Genomic DNA, 18,290 nt, shown 5'->3' with positions numbered 1-18,290 from the left:
TAACTATACTCAGCATGGAATTTTTATGATGTTGTGTAAGGAGTGACAATGAAGATTTGGCCTCTGGTTGCCGTCACCGCGCTTTCATTAACGCTGGTGGCCTGCAAATCGCCCACCCCGCCAAAAGGTGTCAAGCCGGTCTACGGTTTTGATGCAGAGCGCTACCTGGGTAAGTGGTATGAAATTGCCCGTCTCGATCACCGTTTTGAACGCGGTAAAGATCACGTCACCGCCACGTATAAAAAGCGCAGTGATGGCGGCCTGGTTGTGATCAATCGCGGCTACGATCCGGTGAAGAAAAGCTGGAGTGAAAGCGAGGGTAAAGCTTATTTCACCGGACGCACTGACGTCGCGGCCCTGAAGGTCTCGTTCTTTGGGCCTTTCTATGGCGGTTACAACGTTATCGCGCTGGATGATGATTATCAGTATGCGCTGGTCAGCGGCCCGAATCGGGGCTACTTGTGGATCCTGTCGCGTCAGCCGCAGATCCCGGAACAGGTTAAGCGTGATTACGTTAAGCTTGCCAGGGAGCTGGGGTTTGCTACCGATAAACTCATCTGGGTCGATCAATCCTGATAACCCCTTTTCACCGCGGGGTGGTTTGCGGTTACCGCAGGTTTACGGTAACCTTGGCGCCCCTTTTTGCCCGCGAGACGTAACCTGACATGCATTCAAATGATCCTCTGCACGGCGTAACGCTGGAAATGATAGTGACTGCACTGGTGGAGCGTTACGGCTGGGCAGAACTGGCTAAACAGATCAATATCAACTGCTTTAAAAGCGATCCCAGTATCAAGTCGAGCCTTAAATTTTTGCGGCGTACTCCCTGGGCACGTGCAGAAGTTGAAGCGCTCTATCGGGATATGTTGTCGGAACAGCCTGAGAAAGATTGCGCTGATGCCGGATTTAATCCGTGGACGCAGGGCAATAAACAGGATCATTAAGCATTATCAGGCAGGGCTCAATACCACCCTGCCGTGAATCTGTTACTGCGTATGTTTATCCGCTTCTTTCTCTTTTTTATTCGCCATGTGGTGACCTACTGCACATCCTGCTGCTGCACCGGCTACGCCGTGATGCTTAAGATGCCCTGCCACACCCCCTACCGCTGCCCCTTTCAGACAGCCTTTAGCCTGAACCTGCGCGGTGGCTGACAACAACACCCCTGCAGTGAATAAAGCAAATGCTATTTTACGCATATTCGTATCCCCGAAAATAAATGCAGATTGCATTCATGCTGAATATAGTAATGAAATTCCGGAATATCGAATTAGAGGCCTGAGATGGGTATTATTAATGTGTAACCAGAAATAAGTTACTAAAGGTTAAAATTAGCGAAAAGACGTGTCGCTGTTCTTATTCGATATTATTAAAAGTATCATCAAATAAAAAGATAATGGCCAGGTAGATAATGCAGAGAAGTGCAGTGATTTATATGCAGGGTCTGGCAGAAGCGACGGTGCAGGGTCACCTGGTTTATCCACATTCCGCGTGAAAAGAGCAGGCGCAAACCTGTGGATAACCTTCTGCAGCCCGCATGGCAGGTACGCCGCCAGCAACTGTTCATTTTTTGAGCAATTAAAGCAGCAAAGCCGCCCGCAGGCGGCCTTAACACTCATCACGCTGAATTATTTGTAGAGTTCAGCCGTCATATGCACACGGTTATTCGTATTGGCTTCAGTAATTTTATACTGTGCGCCCTGCTCCTGAGCCTGCGCTGCTATTTTAGCTTCTGCACCGTCCAGCGTACCGGAAGTGACAGAGATGCTCTGTGCAAAGCTTGCACCTGATACCAGCGTCAGGGCAGTTACGGCAGCAATTGAGAAAGCTTTCATGGTTTTCATACTTTTTTCCTTAATGTCTGTTTTAAGGCACACGCCTTCGATAAGAGATATAGTAACAAATGAAACTATACATATATTGATAATAAATGCGTTTATTGTGATCATGCTAATCAAAATTCGCAGCCTGTCACACAGTTTATTTCACTGAGATTGACGTGTGAAATCTAACTGGCTTAACGCTTCGGATGCGGACTCTGTTGCAATGAAGAGAGAATAAGCGTATTGACGCTAGTTTAAAAGCTAAGCATTTTGCCGTTTTTGTTCATATTTTTTGAATAAAATTCAGGCATAAAAAAACCGCCTGAAGGCGGTTTTCTCTGAGGAGGCTGGCGTTTCAGCGCTGGTTATCTCTGCTTCACAAAGGCTGATTATCTTCAGACTTTATTCTTATAGTTGAAACTGATCTGTGAGCTTTGTTCGCGCGGCAACCGGCGCGCCTGCAGATAAACAGATTTCCAGTAAGGATTATTGAGTGACGAACGCATCACGCCCTGACTGACTGACGCATGCAGGAACTGCCGGTCAGTGTCATAAAAGCCTACGTGCAGCTCATGCCTGATGCGGAAAAACACCAGATCGCCTGGCTGCAGATGGGCCTGATCCACCGGCTTGCCCATCGCAATAAGTTCTCGTGTTGTCACGCGTTCCATCGGAATGTTAAAGCGGTCTTTCAGCGTACGCCAGACAAAGCCTGAGCAGTCAACGCCGGAGAGTTGCGTGCCTCCCCACTGGTATTTTGTCCCCTGCCAGGAGTGCATTTGATCGTGCAGTGCAGCAATAACCGGGATCAGATCGGGCTGTTTATCACCAGAAAGCGCAACTTCAGCACTGTCAGGCGGAGGCGCTTCATGATGTTTTTTCGCACATCCAGCCAGTGTAAACAGCAGCAGAGTAGTGATAAGAGTACGGCTTGCGGTGATAGTCATGGGTTGTCATTTCGCCCGGCTTATTGGTGAAAGATTTATACCGTAAAAAAGCAGTACAGTTAAACCCGCAGCGGGAAAATCCTCACTCTCTCCCCGTTATTTACCTTAATTTACAAAAAGGTAACATCATGTTTATACGTAGAAAAACAGGATAAAAAGCGATTTTGACAGGTGCCGTGGGTCGCGCGTACTGAACGAGCTAATTTTAGCTGCTGTTTCAGGAAAGAGGAGCAGGGAAAAGAAAAATTTCAGGCAGTCATAAGAAGGGATAAAGAAGATGTCCCGGTTAACTCTGATAGCCAGCCGGGACCTGATGATTACTCTTCAGCAGCAATAGCAGTCAGCGACTCAATTTGCTGCCAGAAATTCTCGGACAGGGACCGCACCAGCGGAACGGGTTCGCTGACGGCCTGTTCTATGGCGACAAGAAGTTGCTGTGTATCACTGTTGTTGTTTTTTAGAAGTGTTGTCATAACGCAATAACCTGATGAAATGTATCAGCGGGTTATTGTAAGGATCTGGTACTAAAAATAAATAAACGGACCGCACAAATCTGCCGCTGATTTGAGGCTTTTGTGCGTTTTGCGCATAACTTCACAGGATGAAAACAGACCAGGTACATCAGTTTTACAGATTCAAAACAGAGCGGTAAAAAATAGCGTTTACACGTAACGTCTGCCGCTCGCCTGGGGCGGCGGCAGAACCAGAGCGCTTACTGCGGGATAATGTTTTCCGCTTTAAGACGATCAAACAGCTGAATGAAAGAGTCAACGGACGAACGATAACCGGTAAAACCGGCTTTGCGGCTTTTGCTCATGTCTGTAAACACCTCCATCGGACGACCAAGATCGGCATCGGTATGCCACCATGACGCCAGCTTACTGATATCCGCTTCCCGCAGCTGATAACGCGCGGCGATCTCCTGCCAGATTTCAGCCGCCTCCTGCATTCTCTCTTCCAGCGGCGACGTCTGAGCCGGTAATTCTGCAGGCTCAATCCCAAAATAAGCTGCCAGCTGCGGCCACATCCAGTTCCAGCGGAAAACGTCGCCGTTAACTGCATTGAAGTCCTGATTCGCTGCGCCTTCTGCTGTAGCCGCCCAGACCAGCTGTTCAGCCAGCAAACCGGCATCCGTCACATCCACCAGGCCATTCCACTGCTCAGGCGAGCCGGGGAAGACAAACGGCCAGCCTTTTTCACGACACAGGGTGGCATAGACGGCCAGCGTCTGACCCATATTCATCGCATTACCGAGTGCAAAGCCAACGATGGTGTGCGGACGGTGCACGCTCCAGCGATAGTCATATTTTTCGGCACCGGCAAACAGCTCATCCTCCTGCGCATAGTAGAAGTTATCCACCGGCTGACGACCCTGCTCTTCACGAAACGGCGTAACCGGCACGGCACCTTTACCGTAGGCTTCAAAAGGCCCCAGATAGTGCTTAAGGCCGGTGACCAGCGCCACGTGGGCACCCTGCAGCCGTTCGCCCAGCGCCTCAATGACGTTGCGTACCATGCCGCCATTAACGCGGATATTCTCTTTTTCATTTTCCTGACGTGCCCAGACGCTGAAAAACAGCGCATCGGGTTTTTCCTGCGCCAGCGCATCGCGTACTGCATCGCTGTCAGTAAGATCGGCTGTTAGGCTACGACAACCGTCCGGTACGGCACCGCGTCCGCGTGACAACCCGGTAACGTCCCAGCCCTCTTTCTGCAGCTGTTCTGCCAGTGCACGTCCGATAACGCCGCTGATCCCTACGATGAGTGCGTTTTTTTTCATCATGATTCTCCCGTTAGTTTATTAATATTCAGCCTAATAGAGAAATCAGTTCTTATCTCTGGTAAAAATTCACTTCATTTCTGAATTGAGTTCATGAATAGATGCACGATCACCGCCTGAAAGATATCGTTCCCTTTGTTGCCAGCGTGGAATGCGGCAGCTTTGCTGCGGCAGCGCAGCGGCTGCATCTGACCGGTTCAGCGATCAGTAAAAGTGTGACCCGGCTTGAAACGCGTCTCGGTTCGCGGCTGCTGGAGCGCACCACGCGCAGTCTGAAATTAACCGATGCCGGCAGCGCCTACTATCAGACCTGTCTGCGGGTGATGGAGGAGCTGGCCGAAGCGGAATCGGTTCTGGCCGCGCAGCGGACAATCCCATCCGGACGCCTGCGACTGGCCCTGCCCAGCACCTATGGGCGGCTGGCGGTGATGCCGCTGCTGATCGCTTTTTGCCAGCAGCATGCGGAGGTAGAGCTAAACCTGACGTTTTCCGATCGTTTTATCGATCTGTTTGAGGAAGGGATCGATCTGGCCGTACGCATTGGCGGTTCGCCGGATCTCCCTGCGTCGCTGGGCTATCGTCATCTCGGGCGCGAACGGATGGTATTTTGCGCGGCACCTGACTATCTGGCACGCCACGGCTACCCCGCAACGGAAAGCGAGCTGCTGCTGCATCCGGCGGTGATGTATGAACGGGTTGATGGCACGACGAAACCCTGGCTGCTGACCACGGCAGAAGGACACGCTTACTGGCGTAATGTATCGCACCGCATGGCGCTGGGCGATGTTGACGCACAGGTGCAGGCCGTCTGCGCCGGACTCGGCGTGGCGCAGATGCCCTCCTGGCTGATTGCCGGGCCACTGCAGCGTGGCGAGCTCGAAATCATTCTGCCGCAGCAGCAGCCAGACGGCTTTGCGCTTTCACTGATCTGGCCGCGCCGCAAGCAGCTGTTACCGAAAGTTGATGCGCTGCTGACGGCGCTTGAACAGTTACCTATCCGTTAGCCACTCAGCGTGCATCCGAATGTGCAGTGGTCACAAATTTGATATCAGTGGGCGTGGCAATTTTTACCGCCTCGCCTTTCGCCTCCAGCTCGCCACTCTCTTCATCGAAAGAAAACAGCGAAATAGCGTTAGTGAAGACATTGGTCACGTACAGATAGCGACCGGTGGCGTCGAAAGATATCGCCCGGGGTTCAATGCCGCCTGCCGGGTAACGTACGGGCGCTTCCGGTTTGCCGTCACGACCAATCCGGAATACCAGCAGATGGTTGTGCGAACCGCGGTTGGACACAATCAGAAATTTGCCCTGCGGGCTAAGCATGATTGCGCCGCCGCTTCTCTGATCCGCCGTAGCGTTATCAGGTGCTATGTCCGTACTCGCGATGCGTTCCGGTTTCTCTCCCGTAAACCGCCAGGTTTCGATCACAGCCGCCATTTCTGCAATGACCCAGGCGTAGTGACCATCGGCTGAAAATACCATATGGCGCGGCCCGGCACCGGGTGAAAAGGTCATGTCGCGTGCCGGATCCGGCTGCAGCGGCGTGGCTGAATGCGCATCGTAGCGATAAGCATAAAGCGTGTCGCCTCCCAGATCAGCGGCATAAAGCGTTTTTCCATCCGGCGTAAACGTGACTGAGTGAGCATGTCCGCTCTCCTGACGCTCATCCACCACGCCGCTGCCTTCAGCAAACGGAAAGTGCTGCACCGGCGCACCCAGCGACCCATCCTGGTTCACCGGTAGTACGGCAATGCCCGCACCGCCTTTATCACCCGAATAGTTGGCGACCAGCAGATAGCGGCCATCGGGGCTGAGCGTGGCGTGTGTTGGCTCATCACCGTGGCTGGTTATCGTGTTGATCACTTTCACGGTGCCATCAGCCGCAACCGACAGTGCGGTTACGCTGCCCGACTTCTCTTCGTTAGTGGTATACAGGAAGCGCCCGTCGGCAGACTTCACCAGCCATGACGGACTCTTCATCTTTACCACGTCCAGCGGGGTAAGCGTTCCGTCACTGTTCATCTTCAGCCGGTACAGGCCTTCGCTCGGCTGTGCCGGTTTTTCAGCGGCTGGTGCATCAGGCACGCTGGTCCAGGTGCCCACCAGAGCAATTTGATTTTCGCTGTTTTGTGCCATTACATTTCCCCCAAAAGTAAAAAGAGCCAGTGACAGTGCTACTGAAAGGCGCGTCAATGCACCAGGCGTAGCGGATTTCAACGGTATAAGCATCGTTATGGTTATCCTGCAGTCCAGAGGTGTGATACAGCGTAGTCAGGAAACGGGCAATCTGGCAACGATCCTGCAAGCCGTCTATAGGAGTTAGTCAACAATCTGATTCTGCGATTAACACTGCCTGCCAGAGATGATTTAATAGCTTTTTCTCTGCCTGGGACGGATCTATGTTGCCGTTTTCAAATGGATTTTTGCTTAGCCTCTCCTTATGCCTCGATATTGGTCTTGCTAATATCGCCATGCTGACCCTGGCGATGCAGCGCGGTTTTCTGCAGGGTTTCTGGCTGGGTGTCGGCACCTGCATTGGCGATTTGATCTATGCCCTGCTGGCGCTGGCGGGCATGGCTATGGTGCTGCAATTTGCGCCTGTGCGCTGGGCATTATGGATTGGCGGTGGCCTGTTATTAATCTGGTTTGCCGGGCGTATGCTTTACGCTGCGCTGATAAAGTCTGTTGCCATGCCGGCAGCTGAAGCCGCGCCCCCTCAGCCGCCGTCACGGGAATTCCGGCGCGGAGTGGTACTGGCGATGTCATCGCCAACCGCCATTCTCTGGTTTGCCAGCGTTGGCGGCGCGCTGATTGCGCGTATGGGTAACCAAGGTGCAGGCGCCACGGCGGAATTCCTGAGCGGCTTCTTTATTGCAGGTTTACTCTGGAGCGGTGTGATCTGCCTGACAGGCGCGCTGGGCGGCAAAATGCTGGGTGGGAAGCTGCTGAGGCTCTCTTATCTCGCCTCAGCGCTGATTTTCTGCTATTTCGCGGTGTACGTTATCTGGTCAGGCTATCAGGAATTTATCCTGATGTGAGCAGGCCTGCCCCTTTACACGCCGGCAATCTGCCTGAGTTCGGTTTCCGCACCGGGCGCCACTGCCAGCACCTGCGCGCCTTTCAGCAGGCGGTCGCCTTCGGTATTGAACGGGTGATACCAGCCCCCCGCCTCTTTCACCAGGCAATACCCCGCCAGACAATCCCAGGCGTGCATATAGGGTTCAAAATAGCCTACCACCCGCCCTGCGGCGACCCATGCCAGCATCAGAGCGCCTGAGCCAATACGAATAAAGTTGCCGCCCGCCGCCAGCAGCGACGCAAGCAGCCTGCCAACCTCTTCCGGACTGACGTGGCTGTTGGCACCAAAACCGGTGACATGGTTTTGCAGGGTGCGCGCGGGATCAACCTGCAGTAACGTGCCATTCAGGGTTGCGCCTGCGCCGAGAGAGGCGGCATAACACTCCTCGTAAACCGGCGCATAAATAACGCCAACCACCGGTATTCCCTCATGCAGCACGGCCACTGATACGCACCAGTTAGGCATCCCGTTAAGAAACGGGCTGGTGCCATCGATAGGATCCACCACCCAGGTATAACCAGATGAGCCGGGCTGCAGGCCATACTCTTCTCCCAGGAAACCATCCTGCGGAAACCGGTGGCGGATCTGGTCGGCTATCAGCTGCTCAACTTCACGATCGGCACGGGACACCACATCCTGCAGATCATATTTTGTTTCCACCACCAGCGATTCACGCTGCCGGAACCATGCCAGCGCACTTTCACCCCCCGCCCGCGCAACCTGTTCAGCCAGCTCCCGTCGCGCCTGTAGCGCACTGCTTGATGTCTCACTCATGACGCTTCCTCTTATCAGCCGGCAATCAGAGCCAGCCCCTGTGGTTTGAAATCGACGCCTACCCGTGCAGCCAGCGGCAGCTGCTGCTCCATCTGTGCATCGACGATAAACAAGGCGCCCAGCTCAGTACTCACTTCATATTCAATATGGTCCCCCAGCCAGGTGCAGTGCGTGACTTCACCCGCCAGCGCGCCGGTGCCGTGCGAGCTGAGCGTAATAAACTGCGGGCGAACGGAGAGGCGGGCAGTACCGGCACGTACGCCATTATCCGGCACGCGATAGCGCTGGTTTCCCAGCCGGATCAGTGCTTCACTGCCCGCTACCTGCTCAACTTCACACGGCAGGATATTGGCCTCCCCCATAAAATCGGCAATAAATTCTGAGGCCGGACAGCGGTAGAGCGTTTCCGGGGCGCCCTGCTGGGCAATGTCACCCTCTTTCATGACAATGATTTTATCGGACACCGCCAGCGCCTCTTCCTGATCGTGCGTGACATAAACCGCTGTAAAGCCAAGCCGTTGCTGTAAATCGCGGATATCGGTTCGCACCCGGCGACGCAGCCGTTCATCCAGGTTAGAAAGCGGTTCATCCAGCAGCAGTACCTGTGGCTCCAGTACCAGTGCGCGCGCCACCGCAATGCGCTGCTGCTGGCCGCCCGACAGCTCTGAAGGCAGACGCTGTCCCTGACTCTCCAGTCCCACCAGCTTCAGACCCTCACGCGCGCGATCCTGCGCCTCACGCTTCGCCATCCCGGACGACTGCAGCCCGTACATGATATTGTCCAGCGCACTCATATGGGGGAACAGCGCGTAACTTTGAAACACCATTGCAACGTCACGTTCATTGGCGGGGAGACGGGTAACATCTTTTCCGCCAATCAGGATCCGCCCGGAGGTAGGATGCTCCAGCCCCGCGAGCAGGCGCAGCGTGGTGGTTTTACCACAGCCGGAGGGGCCCAGCAGCGTCACCAGTGTACCCGGCTCTACGGTGAGCGAGAGATCCGGCAGCGCGTTAAAGCCGGCAAAGCGCTTAGTGACGTGTTCAAATACAACGGAACCTGCTTTGATGGCACTCATACAGCACTCTCCTGCGTTAAGGATGGGGTAATAGGTGGCGCGGCGACATCCACCGGGCGCGCTGCACGGCGCAGCCGGCGCTCACCCACCAGCCACTGGAACAGGCCGATAATCAGCAGCATGACAAAGATCAGTACGGTGGAGTACGCAATAGCCACGCCATACTCCCCGTTTTCCACCAGGCCCACGATGTAAGACGTCGCCATGTTGTACTGCGCGCTGACGAGGAAAATCACTGCACTGATGGAGGTGATAGCGCGCACGAAGGCGTAGACCAGCGCGGCGCTGATCGCCGGTTTCAGCAGCGGCAGGACCACTTTGCGCAGCGTGCGGAAGCTGCTGGCACCCAGCGTCAGTGATGCTTCATCCAGGCTTTTGTCGAGCTGGCTCATGGCGGCAATGCCGCCGCGCACGCCCACCGGCATATTACGGAAGACAAAACAGGCGATCAGGATCATGGCCGTACCGGTGATCTCCAGCGGCGGCAGGTTATAAGCCATGACATAGCTTACGCCGATAACCGTACCGGGAATGGCAAAGCTCAGCATGAGCAGAAACTCAAACGTCTGCCGGCCGGCGAACTTCTGGCGGACAATCAGCCAGGCGGTCAGCAGCCCGACGATAGCGGTGAGCGGCGCGGCGATCAGCGCAATTTCCAGCGTGGTCCAGAAGGAGTTCCACGCCACCCCGCTCCACAGCAGATGGCCATCGCTGATGCTGACGCGGAAAGCACGCACATAGTGCTCAACCGTCAGCGCACTGTTCAGGCCCCACGACTGCACGAAGCCTCCGACCAGAATCATGCCGTAGACCACCAGAGTAAAGAGGCCCCACGGGATCACCAGCCCATAGACGCCGCCGCGCAGCAGCGACGGCAGCTGGCTGTGCTGACCGCCATCCCCTTTGCCGGTCACGGTGGCAAAGTTTTTACCGCCCAGCCACAAACGCTGCAGCACAAAGGCCGCCAGCGTGAAGCAGAGCAGGATCATCGCCAGCACCGCCGCCCGGCTCGGATCGTTCTGCGCCCCCACGACCGAAAAGAAAATTTCTGTCGAGAGCACGCCGTGGCTGCCGCCCAGCACCATCGGGTTGCCGAAATCGGCCATGCTCTCGATAAAGCTGATCAGAAAGGCGTTTGCCAGGCCTGGCGCCATCAGCGGCAGCGAAACGCGGCTGAAGGTGCGCCAGCGATCGGCACGCAGCGTCTGCGACGCCTCTTCCAGCGAGGGGCTGACGCCTTCGGCCACGCCAATCAGCACCAGAAAGGCGATCGGCGTAAAGGAGAGCACCTGCGCGATCCAGATCCCGGTCAGGCCGTAGAGCCAGCGCCCTGGCTCTATGCCAAACAGCGCGGCCAGATGTTCCGTTACCACACCCGAACGACCAAACAGCAGGATCAGCGCCAGTCCGATCACAAACGGCGGCGTGATGATCGGCAGAATGGTCAGCATACGCAGCGCTTTTTTACAGGGCAGCGGGGTACGCGTGGCGGCGAGCGCAAAAGCGAGGCCCAGCAGCGTGGAGCCGGTCGCCGTCATCAGCGCCAGCCAGAGCGTGCGCCAGGCTGTCCCGCAGCTGCCGCCTGCCAGACAGGAGAGGCTCCAGATCGAGGGATCCTGCAGGTTAGCTAACAGGCCATCGGGTTGAAAGCTGCCGTCAACGTCCTGTACGGAGACCACAAACATACTCAGCACCGGATAAAGCACAAATACGCTGACCAGCGCGGTGATCAGCACCAGCGCCGCCACGACAAACGCATCCCCTCTCAGCACGCCGCGCTCCGCCAGCGCAAAGGCGAAAAGCAGCAGAAAGGTGGTCAGCAGTAGAATTGCGCCTGCTCCCATTGCAGGCTGCCCCTGTTCCAGCGTACCAAACTGATTCTCCAGCCACAGCCAGCTCCAGCCGCTGTAGCCAATGGCATGGCCCTCAATCACCAGAAACAGTACGCCCAGTGCGCTGAAAAGCAGCAGCAGCGCGCTGCGCTGTCTGCCCGGCAGCAGGCCGCTCAAACCGCACAGCAGCCAGAGTGCCAGCGCTCCCCCCAGCCACGGATGTGCCCCGAGCTGCCACAGCGCCGGCGCGCTGGCCTCATCGCGCCAGAGCGACAGGATCCAGCCGGTATCAAAAAAACCCGCTTCCAGGCTGTACCAGGGCAGCAGCGTCAGCGCTACGGCACCCAATAGCAGTGCGCCTGTCAGACGACGATTATGTGCATTCATATAACACCTCGAACGGGAGGGATCGGGCTGATGCAATCGGCACCAGCCCGGGATGTCTGTCTGCAGACGTGGATTTACTGCGCGCCAGAGCCGATCTCTTTATCCCAGCGACCAAGCAGCGCTTTACGTTTGGCCGTATCGCCATAGGTTTTGAAGTCATAATCGATCAGTTTGATGTTCTCAAAACGTGGCGCATATTCTGAGATTTCCGCTTTACGGTTAGAGGGCAGCTGGAATGATTTCGCCTCTTTCATATGCGACTGCGCTTCCGCGCTGAGCGCCCAGTCATACCAGACTTTGGCATTCGCCAGATTGCGGGCGCCTTTCACAATTGACATCGAGCCAATTTCGTAGCCGGTGCCTTCACACGGCGCGACGGTTTTTATCGGGAATCCATCAACCTGCATGGCGACTGCATCGTGCATAAACACAATGCCGACCGTCGCTTCACCTCGCGCTGCGGCTTTCACCGGTGCCGAACCCGACTTGGTATATTGTGAGATATTGGCATTAAGCTTTTTCAGATAATCAAAGGCCTTATCCTCACCCATGATCTGCACCAGCGTGGCCAGCGTGTTGTATGCCGTGCCGGATGAATTCGGGTTGGCGATCTGAATTTCGCCTTTAAACGCCGGATCAAGCAGGTCGGCCCAGCAGGTGGGTTCTTTCAGTTTTTTCTCTGCCAGCAATTTCGTGTTGTATCCCCAGCCCAGCGCACCCGCATAAATCCCCACGGTGCGATAACCGGCATTTTCCGCCTGTTTCTGCGCCCACGGCTGCTGCTGATCGAGCAGCTTTGATTTGTAGACCTGCGTCAGCCCTTCTGCCGCCGCCTGCATATGCGGATCGCCGGTGCCGGCCCACCAGATATCGGTACGCGGGTTACGTGCTTCGCTGCGCAGCCGGGCATAAGCCTCTCCGGCTGACAGCCGCACCATGCTGACTTTGATATCGGGATGACTCTGGCTGAAAATACGCGTCATCTGCTCGCATACCACGACGTCTGCTGAACAGATCATATTCAGGTTGCCCGCTGCTGAGGCGGTAAGCGGCAGGCCGGCCGCTGAGAGTGAAAGCGCAACGGCCAGGGGAATAATTCGCATAGTTGTCTCCTGTCGGGAAGAGGTGTGCTGATTCATTGTTATTTGCACGTGTGTGCAAATTAGTAACGGACAGAAAATAAGCTGTCAAACGCTGTAAGCTGCAATTGACTGCCTGTGTCACAAAATTGCAACATTTGAGTTCAGAGATAATTTGCACACCTTTGCAATTTGCGGCAGACTCCATTAAGCGACGGGAGTTGAGGAAGTGATCATGCAAAACGATAAAGCGGTTGTCAGCGCGCAGGATGTGGCAGCGCGGGCAGGTGTCTCACGGTCGGCGGTATCGCGTGCTTTTACCCCGGGTGCCAGCGTCTCTGCAGCAACGCGGGCCCGGGTGATGAAAGCCGCGGAGGAACTGGGCTATCACGTGAATCATCTGGCTCGCGGTCTGGTGCGTAACCGCAGCGGCATTGTCTGTCTGATCGTCTCAGAGATCGCCACGCCTTATCGCGCTACGCTGGTGAGATGGCTGACGCAGTTTCTGCAGGAGGCGGGCAAAGTGGCGATGGTGATCAACACCGATCGCTCCGACAACAGCGTGTCGGCAGCGCTGCTGCAGGCGATTAATTTTCGCGCCGACGCATCCATTATCCTTTCAGGCATGCCGGATCGTGCCATCACTGCCCAGTGCTACCGGCACGGACAGCGCATCATTCTGATTAACCGCGATGAAGCGCTGCCAGGCTCGCTCAGCATTCATCTGGACGCGCAAAGTGCTGCTGAAACCGCCGTTATGGCCTTTCAGCGCGCGGGCTGCCGCCACCTTGCATTCGCTAACTCACTGGCGGGCACGCCCAGCCTGCAGAAACGTGAAGCGGCGTTTCTGGCCGTTGCGGAGGCCGCTGGCCTGCACGTTACCGTAGAGAGGTTTGGTACTACTTCTTACGAAAGCGGACAGATTCTGGCGCATCGTCTGCTGACGCGCGCGCAGCGGCCCGATGCAATATTCTGCGTGACCGATCTTATCGCCTGCGGTGTGATGGATGAAGCGCGTCACCGTTTCCGGCTGCGGGTGCCGGACGATCTCTGCCTGTTCGGTTATGACAACATCGCGCAGGCGGGCTGGGCATCCTATAACCTGACGACCTTTGCACAGCCGGTAGAAAAGTTTGCCCGTGACGCCGTGGCCTGGCTTAGCGCCACGGAATCGGGCGAGAACGACGCATCCGGCGCTGATGAACAGCCGCCTGCGTCGCGTCTTTATCAGGCAGAAGTGATCTGGCGAGGCTCGGTGCGCGGCGGATGATATCGTGTCAGGCGCGCCGGTCACTCATGCAGCACCAGCCCTTTAATCGCTTTATCCACCGCTTTTTTCGGACCATACAGCGCAAGGCCAACCAGATTCATCTCTTCCGCATTTTCTGCCAGAAACACCTCGCGGTTAGCCGCGTCGTTTCCGGTAGAAAACATCGCTTCCACGTAGGGTATCAGCGTCAGTTCACGCTCCAGCCCCTGGCGATGCGCACGCTGCAGACCAGAGAGATTGCCGGAAAACACGCGCATCGGTTGTCCGGCGATCCGGCCATAGTGACGCCCCTGCGCATCGATATAGGGTTCTCCCAGCATCTCAGGCGCGCCTGCAGCCAGGCCGGTCGCGATAAACGCCACCACGTTCAGACGCTGCCAGGTGGCTAAATCATCGCGTACGATCAGGGCAATTTTGGTATCAGACATAGAACACAGCTCTCTTTCAGACGGAAAAGGCTATCATTCCTGACGTGGCGGGGCGCCGTATAGAAGATTTGTGCACGCGCGCTGATACGTTGCCGGCGTCATATGCCAGGCGCGCCGGAACCAGCGGCCGAGATGGCTCTGATCGGCAAACCCGGTCCGGGCGGCAACCTCCACCGGCGCGATGCCCTGCGCCAGCAGCGCACGCGCTGCACGCAGCCGCAGGCGCACCAGATAAGCGTGCGGCGACTGACCAAATGCCTGCCGAAACTGGCGCGTCAGGCGAAAACGATCGAGCCCGGCAAGACGCGAGAGTTCGTCGAGTCCGATATCCTGTGCCATAAAGTCATGCAGATAATCACGCAGCAGCAGCATCTGACGCTGTGCCGCCGTCTCAGGCCGGTCCGGGCGCACTTCAAGATGCCGGGACAGAAGGTTCATCAGCTGATCCAGCGTCTGATCGCGTGCCAGACGCCCTTCGCGCTGGTGAAGGGCATACCACGCCTCTTCCGTGGCGCGGGCAAGCTGCACGTCATCGGTCAGCGTATGCCGGAATGCACCGCCCATCCGGGCAATATCACCCTGCCCGCGCTGCTGCATCATGTCAGCCACCCACGGCTGTGGCAGATAAAGCATGACATAAGTAAAACCCGCAGCCTCCGGCGCGTGGCCATCATGCACTGCGCCCGGCTCAATAAGTATGACGCGGCCGGGCGTACTGGTATGCAAGGCACGGCGGCAGTTAAAGCGCTGCAGGCCCTGCCGGGTTACCCCGACCAGCAGCTCATCGTGATCGTGTGCATCGTAAGCGTGACCGCTAAAATGGGCATTGATACTCTCAATGCCGGTTTCCTGGTCGCGCCGCAGCTCAACCCAATCTTTACTGTCTGACATAGTCTGGTCCATTCCTGCAGCGCCTGAGATCATCTGACAACAGCGTGCGGATAAAATCAGGCGGCCGCAAGCGCAGTGAGCCACGCTATCAGCGCCCGGGCGTCGGGCTGCTGCAGCGTACGCTGCGGCCAGACAAGGTAGTAAGGTTTGCTGAGCGGCAGGCTGTAGCTGTCTGCGATAACCAGATCGCCCCGGGCCAGCTCAGCGGCAATCAGGCGTCGTTGTCCCAGCAGCAGCCCGGCGCCAGCCACCGCAGCATCTATCGCCAGCGAAGTCAGGTTAAAGGTAAAAGCGGGCTGCGGCGCGGGTTCGCCAGTGCCGCGCGCCTGCAGCCAGCTTCGCCAGTCCGGCAGAAAGCGCCCCTCATTACCCCAGTCGAGATGGATCAGCGGTGCCTGGTTAAATAACCGATCGCGCGGGTAGCGCTGCAGCAGTGCCGGGCTGGCTACCGGCAGCACTTCATCATGAAACAGGCGCTGTTTCTCCAGCTGCGGATAGCGATCCTCGCCGAACACGATGGCGAAATCAGCCGGCGTGGCGCTGAAATCGACCTGCGCATGGGTGCCATGCAGGCAGAGATCGCTCGCAGGGCAGCGCTCCCGCCAGTGATTCAGCTGCGGCATCAGCCACTTTGATGCCAGCGCCGGCAGCGCGTAGAGAGTCAGCGCGGGTCGGATGGCGGCCTGAAGCAGGTTGAGTTGGCCCATGCGCAGGATATCAAACGCTTCTGAGACGTAGCGCAGATAGGCTCTGCCACTTTCTGTCAGCATGACACCGCTTTGCGTACGCACAAACAGGGCGTGTCCCAGCAGCGCCTCCAGCTGGCGGATCTGCTGGCTGATCGCCGCCGGCGTCAGCGCCAGATGCGCGGCTGCTTTTGCAAGACTGCCCAGCTCCGCAGCAGCTTTGAACGCGAGAATAAGGTTGATTTTTGGCAGACGCGAAGCACTGACGGACATTAACGTTTCCTTAGCAGGGCAGTAATGATTTATCGCTACGCATTCCCGCCGCAGCATCGTAGAGTTTTCAGCATACTGTTGCTACCGGGAACCGCACTATGTCTGAATTAATACGTTTTGACCTGCATCCGCTGGCGGACGCTGACTGGCGCGCGCAGTGTCGCGCACAGCTGGAACAACACGGCGCACTGGTACTGCGGCAGTTTCTGCAGCCGGCAGCGCTGCAGGCCATCATTACAGAAGGTAACGCACAGCGCCATCTTGCCTGGCATACGCGCAGCAACCATAACGTCTATCTGCTGAAAACAGACGAGACATTAAGCGCAGATCATCCCCGTAACCGCGATGTTATCAGCACCAAAGGCTGTATTACTGATGAGGCGATCGCTCACGACTCACCGCTGCGTCAGCTGTACAACGACACGCTGTTTAAGCAGTTTCTCTGTGAAGTGCTGAACGAGAGCGCCCTCTATCCTTATGCCGATCCGCTCTCGTCAATCAACCTGCACTATGCCGCACAGGGGCAGGAGCTGGGCTGGCATTTCGACAACTCCTCCTTTGCCATTACTCTGCTGCTGCAGAAGCCGCAGGCGGGCGGTCTGTTTCAGTACGTGCGCGATCTGCGCGATGCTGACGCAGGCGAGATGAACTACGACGGCGTTGCCGCGGTGCTGGATCAAACCCACACACCTGATGCGCTGGCGATTGACGCGGGCGATCTGGTGCTGTTTCGCGGACGCAATTCGCTTCATCGCGTGACGCCGACCGAAGGTGATATCACCCGCATGCTGGCGGTACTGGCGTATAATACGCAGCCGGGGATCGCGCTGTCAGAGACCGCCCGCCTGACGTTTTATGGTCGTCTGTGACAGCAGCGCCTGCCAGCCGCGCCGGAAAATTTGCTGCGTACGGAAGGCCGTCAGCGCGCGCCAGTCGCTATCCTGTGGCCAGAACCCCTCAACCAGCTGCTGTTTGAGGGCCTGCCCGGCCGCGCTTTGCACATCACCCTGTAAGTGCAGCCAGTGATCGTCCCGCACCCGCCGGTGCATCTCTTCACCCGCATAAGTGCCACACTCGACGACCAGCGGCAGTATGACCCCGTCCGGCAGCTGATCCAGCAAAAACTGCGACACGTAACCGGTCGCGGTTGCCGTCACGCCGGTGTCGCTCTCCTGCCCGCTGCCGGTGCCGATTAGCGTCAGCCATTCACCATACAGTTCGCGTCCCCAGGCATGCGCAGGAACCCGCTGCTGCGCAATGCCCAGCAGCATCGGATGTCCCCAGGCCCCGGCGCCGGTATGCAGATCAAAGCTCAGGATCTGTTCTGCCTGCCGCAGATGGCCGTCCACAATCTTCTGCAGCGTCTGCTGCGACCAGGTGGCGTGCTGTCCGCCATAGAAGAGGCCATCGGCGTGCTGATACTGTCCGGCCTCTACCACCCGCTTGATCGCCGGCCAGCCGTCGCGCTGCAGCGCGGCAGCCAGCAGCCGATCCGCTTCTGCCCGTTCACCGTGATAGAACGCGTGATAGCGTGCATAGTCAGCGTTATCCGGCCCCGGCGCGCTGAACGTAATGAAATTGCGGTTCAGGTCGATATTGTCTTCATTCACGCGCCGCAGATGCGCTGCTCCCCACGGGTTCAACAGGTGTACCAGCATCACGGCACACTCTGCCGGTAAGCGGGCAGCATCGAGGCTGTTCAGCCACTCAATCTGATTATCTGACCCGTAATACCCCTCTACGCCATGCGTGCCGGAGATAACCAGCATGACGCGCGGGGCGTGCGGATTGCCGATGACGGCAAGATCGGTAAACAGTGCCTCACCGGCCGGACCGGTTAACGGATGTTGCCAGGTGTGCACCACGCCCTTTTTCTGCTCAACGGCAGCAAGAAACCGGGCGCGTTGTGCACGGTAATCGGTCAGGTTATGCATAATCCTCCAGCGGACAGATAGCGGGTTTACT

20 protein-coding genes are annotated in these 18,290 nt (G+C 56.9%); 6 read left to right on the top strand and 14 right to left on the bottom strand.

Features of this window, described 5'->3' with window-relative positions:
• Window positions 1-48 precede the first annotated feature (48 nt).
• Window positions 49-576, top strand: coding sequence for an outer membrane lipoprotein Blc (blc, locus tag SB719_RS04930; RefSeq protein ID WP_412158970.1), 528 nt, complete (start codon window positions 49-51; stop codon window positions 574-576).
• Window positions 577-665: 89 nt separating this feature from the next.
• Entirely contained in the window at window positions 666-944 is a 279-nt protein-coding gene (locus tag SB719_RS04925; RefSeq protein ID WP_065647447.1) for a VF530 family DNA-binding protein, read from the top strand.
• Window positions 945-986: 42 nt separating this feature from the next.
• Here the strand turns inward: SB719_RS04925 and SB719_RS04920 are convergent, their stop codons facing one another.
• From SB719_RS04920 to SB719_RS04900, 5 genes are all read right to left on the bottom strand, one after another.
• On the bottom strand, window positions 987-1,199 hold the full coding sequence (locus SB719_RS04920; RefSeq protein WP_293005530.1) for a hypothetical protein: 213 nt from the start codon (window positions 1,197-1,199) through the stop codon (window positions 987-989).
• A 429-nt stretch (window positions 1,200-1,628) separates the two neighbouring features.
• Window positions 1,629-1,844 (bottom strand): YdgH/BhsA/McbA-like domain containing protein, encoded by a 216-nt coding sequence (locus SB719_RS04915; protein ID WP_065647448.1) that lies wholly within the window; start codon window positions 1,842-1,844, stop codon window positions 1,629-1,631.
• Between the two features lie 374 nt (window positions 1,845-2,218).
• Window positions 2,219-2,770 carry a C40 family peptidase gene (locus SB719_RS04910; RefSeq protein WP_292968645.1) on the bottom strand — a complete coding sequence of 184 codons (552 nt, stop codon included), beginning with the start codon at window positions 2,768-2,770 and terminating at the stop codon, window positions 2,219-2,221.
• 317 nt (window positions 2,771-3,087) lie between these two features.
• A complete protein-coding gene (locus SB719_RS04905; protein WP_167350646.1) occupies window positions 3,088-3,243 on the bottom strand; it encodes a hypothetical protein in 156 nt (51 codons plus the stop codon).
• A 239-nt stretch (window positions 3,244-3,482) separates the two neighbouring features.
• Window positions 3,483-4,550, bottom strand: coding sequence for an SDR family oxidoreductase (locus SB719_RS04900; protein ID WP_304231753.1), 1,068 nt, complete (start codon window positions 4,548-4,550; stop codon window positions 3,483-3,485).
• Between the two features lie 101 nt (window positions 4,551-4,651).
• On the opposite strand from SB719_RS04900, the gene SB719_RS04895 reads away from it, so the two are divergent.
• Window positions 4,652-5,554 (top strand): LysR family transcriptional regulator, encoded by a 903-nt coding sequence (locus tag SB719_RS04895; RefSeq protein ID WP_412158969.1) that lies wholly within the window; start codon window positions 4,652-4,654, stop codon window positions 5,552-5,554.
• Between the two features lie 4 nt (window positions 5,555-5,558).
• Here the strand turns inward: SB719_RS04895 and SB719_RS04890 are convergent, their stop codons facing one another.
• Window positions 5,559-6,686, bottom strand: a complete 1,128-nt coding sequence (locus SB719_RS04890; protein ID WP_412158968.1) for a lactonase family protein — start codon at window positions 6,684-6,686, stop codon at window positions 5,559-5,561.
• A gap of 263 nt (window positions 6,687-6,949) precedes the next feature.
• Between SB719_RS04890 and SB719_RS04885 the strand changes: the two genes are divergently transcribed.
• On the top strand, window positions 6,950-7,588 hold the full coding sequence (locus SB719_RS04885; protein WP_412158967.1) for a LysE family translocator: 639 nt from the start codon (window positions 6,950-6,952) through the stop codon (window positions 7,586-7,588).
• A gap of 14 nt (window positions 7,589-7,602) precedes the next feature.
• Here SB719_RS04885 and SB719_RS04880 read toward each other — a convergent pair whose 3' ends face one another.
• The 4 genes from SB719_RS04880 to SB719_RS04865 form a co-directional block, all read right to left on the bottom strand.
• The gene (locus tag SB719_RS04880) at window positions 7,603-8,403 is read right to left on the bottom strand and encodes an inositol monophosphatase family protein (protein WP_065647454.1); all 801 of its coding nucleotides are present in this window, start codon (window positions 8,401-8,403) and stop codon (window positions 7,603-7,605) included.
• A gap of 14 nt (window positions 8,404-8,417) precedes the next feature.
• Window positions 8,418-9,479, bottom strand: a complete 1,062-nt coding sequence (locus tag SB719_RS04875; RefSeq protein WP_292968643.1) for an ABC transporter ATP-binding protein — start codon at window positions 9,477-9,479, stop codon at window positions 8,418-8,420.
• Complete coding sequence (locus tag SB719_RS04870) at window positions 9,476-11,698, bottom strand: ABC transporter permease (protein WP_304231666.1); 2,223 nt, start codon at window positions 11,696-11,698, stop codon at window positions 9,476-9,478. The genes SB719_RS04875 and SB719_RS04870 overlap by 4 nt, the downstream gene beginning before the upstream one ends.
• A 74-nt stretch (window positions 11,699-11,772) precedes the next feature.
• The gene (locus SB719_RS04865) at window positions 11,773-12,801 is read right to left on the bottom strand and encodes an ABC transporter substrate-binding protein (protein WP_065647457.1); all 1,029 of its coding nucleotides are present in this window, start codon (window positions 12,799-12,801) and stop codon (window positions 11,773-11,775) included.
• Window positions 12,802-13,012: 211 nt separating this feature from the next.
• On the opposite strand from SB719_RS04865, the gene SB719_RS04860 reads away from it, so the two are divergent.
• On the top strand, window positions 13,013-14,047 hold the full coding sequence (locus SB719_RS04860) for a LacI family DNA-binding transcriptional regulator (protein WP_065647458.1): 1,035 nt from the start codon (window positions 13,013-13,015) through the stop codon (window positions 14,045-14,047).
• A 20-nt stretch (window positions 14,048-14,067) separates the two neighbouring features.
• Here SB719_RS04860 and SB719_RS04855 read toward each other — a convergent pair whose 3' ends face one another.
• The 3 genes from SB719_RS04855 to SB719_RS04845 are packed head-to-tail and all read right to left on the bottom strand — an operon-like array spanning window position 14,068 to window position 16,325.
• Window positions 14,068-14,475 (bottom strand): DUF2000 domain-containing protein, encoded by a 408-nt coding sequence (locus tag SB719_RS04855; protein ID WP_065647459.1) that lies wholly within the window; start codon window positions 14,473-14,475, stop codon window positions 14,068-14,070.
• A 33-nt stretch (window positions 14,476-14,508) separates the two neighbouring features.
• Entirely contained in the window at window positions 14,509-15,366 is an 858-nt protein-coding gene (locus SB719_RS04850) for an AraC family transcriptional regulator (protein WP_065647460.1), read from the bottom strand.
• A gap of 56 nt (window positions 15,367-15,422) precedes the next feature.
• Window positions 15,423-16,325: a LysR substrate-binding domain-containing protein gene (locus SB719_RS04845; protein ID WP_412158966.1), complete on the bottom strand. Its 903-nt coding sequence runs from the start codon at window positions 16,323-16,325 to the stop codon at window positions 15,423-15,425.
• A gap of 98 nt (window positions 16,326-16,423) precedes the next feature.
• On the opposite strand from SB719_RS04845, the gene SB719_RS04840 reads away from it, so the two are divergent.
• A complete protein-coding gene (locus tag SB719_RS04840) occupies window positions 16,424-17,194 on the top strand; it encodes a 2OG-Fe(II) oxygenase family protein (RefSeq protein WP_065647462.1) in 771 nt (256 codons plus the stop codon).
• Here SB719_RS04840 and SB719_RS04835 read toward each other — a convergent pair.
• Complete coding sequence (locus SB719_RS04835) at window positions 17,156-18,259, bottom strand: DUF2817 domain-containing protein (RefSeq protein WP_412158965.1); 1,104 nt, start codon at window positions 18,257-18,259, stop codon at window positions 17,156-17,158. The genes SB719_RS04840 and SB719_RS04835 overlap by 39 nt on opposite strands.
• Between the last annotated feature and the right edge of the window lie 31 nt (window positions 18,260-18,290).

This window comes from Pantoea sp. SIMBA_079, assembly GCF_046940275.1.
GTDB lineage: Bacteria > Pseudomonadota > Gammaproteobacteria > Enterobacterales > Enterobacteriaceae > Pantoea > Pantoea borealis.
Note: the sequence above shows the minus strand (reverse complement) of the source record. Positions and strands in the feature narration are given on the sequence as shown.

What these genes read in the sequence shown, in the direction of transcription:
- blc (WP_412158970.1), top strand. Translation starts at nt 49, where the DNA reads ATGAAGATTTGGCCTCTGGTTGCCGTCACCGCGCTTTCATTAACGCTG.
- SB719_RS04925 (WP_065647447.1), top strand. Translation starts at nt 666, where the DNA reads ATGCATTCAAATGATCCTCTGCACGGCGTAACGCTGGAAATGATAGTG.
- SB719_RS04920 (WP_293005530.1), bottom strand. Translation starts at nt 1,199, where the DNA reads ATGCGTAAAATAGCATTTGCTTTATTCACTGCAGGGGTGTTGTTGTCA.
- SB719_RS04915 (WP_065647448.1), bottom strand. Translation starts at nt 1,844, where the DNA reads ATGAAAACCATGAAAGCTTTCTCAATTGCTGCCGTAACTGCCCTGACG.
- SB719_RS04910 (WP_292968645.1), bottom strand. Translation starts at nt 2,770, where the DNA reads ATGACTATCACCGCAAGCCGTACTCTTATCACTACTCTGCTGCTGTTT.
- SB719_RS04905 (WP_167350646.1), bottom strand. Translation starts at nt 3,243, where the DNA reads ATGACAACACTTCTAAAAAACAACAACAGTGATACACAGCAACTTCTT.
- SB719_RS04900 (WP_304231753.1), bottom strand. Translation starts at nt 4,550, where the DNA reads ATGAAAAAAAACGCACTCATCGTAGGGATCAGCGGCGTTATCGGACGT.
- SB719_RS04895 (WP_412158969.1), top strand. Translation starts at nt 4,652, where the DNA reads ATGCACGATCACCGCCTGAAAGATATCGTTCCCTTTGTTGCCAGCGTG.
- SB719_RS04890 (WP_412158968.1), bottom strand. Translation starts at nt 6,686, where the DNA reads ATGGCACAAAACAGCGAAAATCAAATTGCTCTGGTGGGCACCTGGACC.
- SB719_RS04885 (WP_412158967.1), top strand. Translation starts at nt 6,950, where the DNA reads ATGTTGCCGTTTTCAAATGGATTTTTGCTTAGCCTCTCCTTATGCCTC.
- SB719_RS04880 (WP_065647454.1), bottom strand. Translation starts at nt 8,403, where the DNA reads ATGAGTGAGACATCAAGCAGTGCGCTACAGGCGCGACGGGAGCTGGCT.
- SB719_RS04875 (WP_292968643.1), bottom strand. Translation starts at nt 9,479, where the DNA reads ATGAGTGCCATCAAAGCAGGTTCCGTTGTATTTGAACACGTCACTAAG.
- SB719_RS04870 (WP_304231666.1), bottom strand. Translation starts at nt 11,698, where the DNA reads ATGAATGCACATAATCGTCGTCTGACAGGCGCACTGCTATTGGGTGCC.
- SB719_RS04865 (WP_065647457.1), bottom strand. Translation starts at nt 12,801, where the DNA reads ATGCGAATTATTCCCCTGGCCGTTGCGCTTTCACTCTCAGCGGCCGGC.
- SB719_RS04860 (WP_065647458.1), top strand. Translation starts at nt 13,013, where the DNA reads ATGCAAAACGATAAAGCGGTTGTCAGCGCGCAGGATGTGGCAGCGCGG.
- SB719_RS04855 (WP_065647459.1), bottom strand. Translation starts at nt 14,475, where the DNA reads ATGTCTGATACCAAAATTGCCCTGATCGTACGCGATGATTTAGCCACC.
- SB719_RS04850 (WP_065647460.1), bottom strand. Translation starts at nt 15,366, where the DNA reads ATGTCAGACAGTAAAGATTGGGTTGAGCTGCGGCGCGACCAGGAAACC.
- SB719_RS04845 (WP_412158966.1), bottom strand. Translation starts at nt 16,325, where the DNA reads ATGTCCGTCAGTGCTTCGCGTCTGCCAAAAATCAACCTTATTCTCGCG.
- SB719_RS04840 (WP_065647462.1), top strand. Translation starts at nt 16,424, where the DNA reads ATGTCTGAATTAATACGTTTTGACCTGCATCCGCTGGCGGACGCTGAC.
- SB719_RS04835 (WP_412158965.1), bottom strand. Translation starts at nt 18,259, where the DNA reads ATGCATAACCTGACCGATTACCGTGCACAACGCGCCCGGTTTCTTGCT.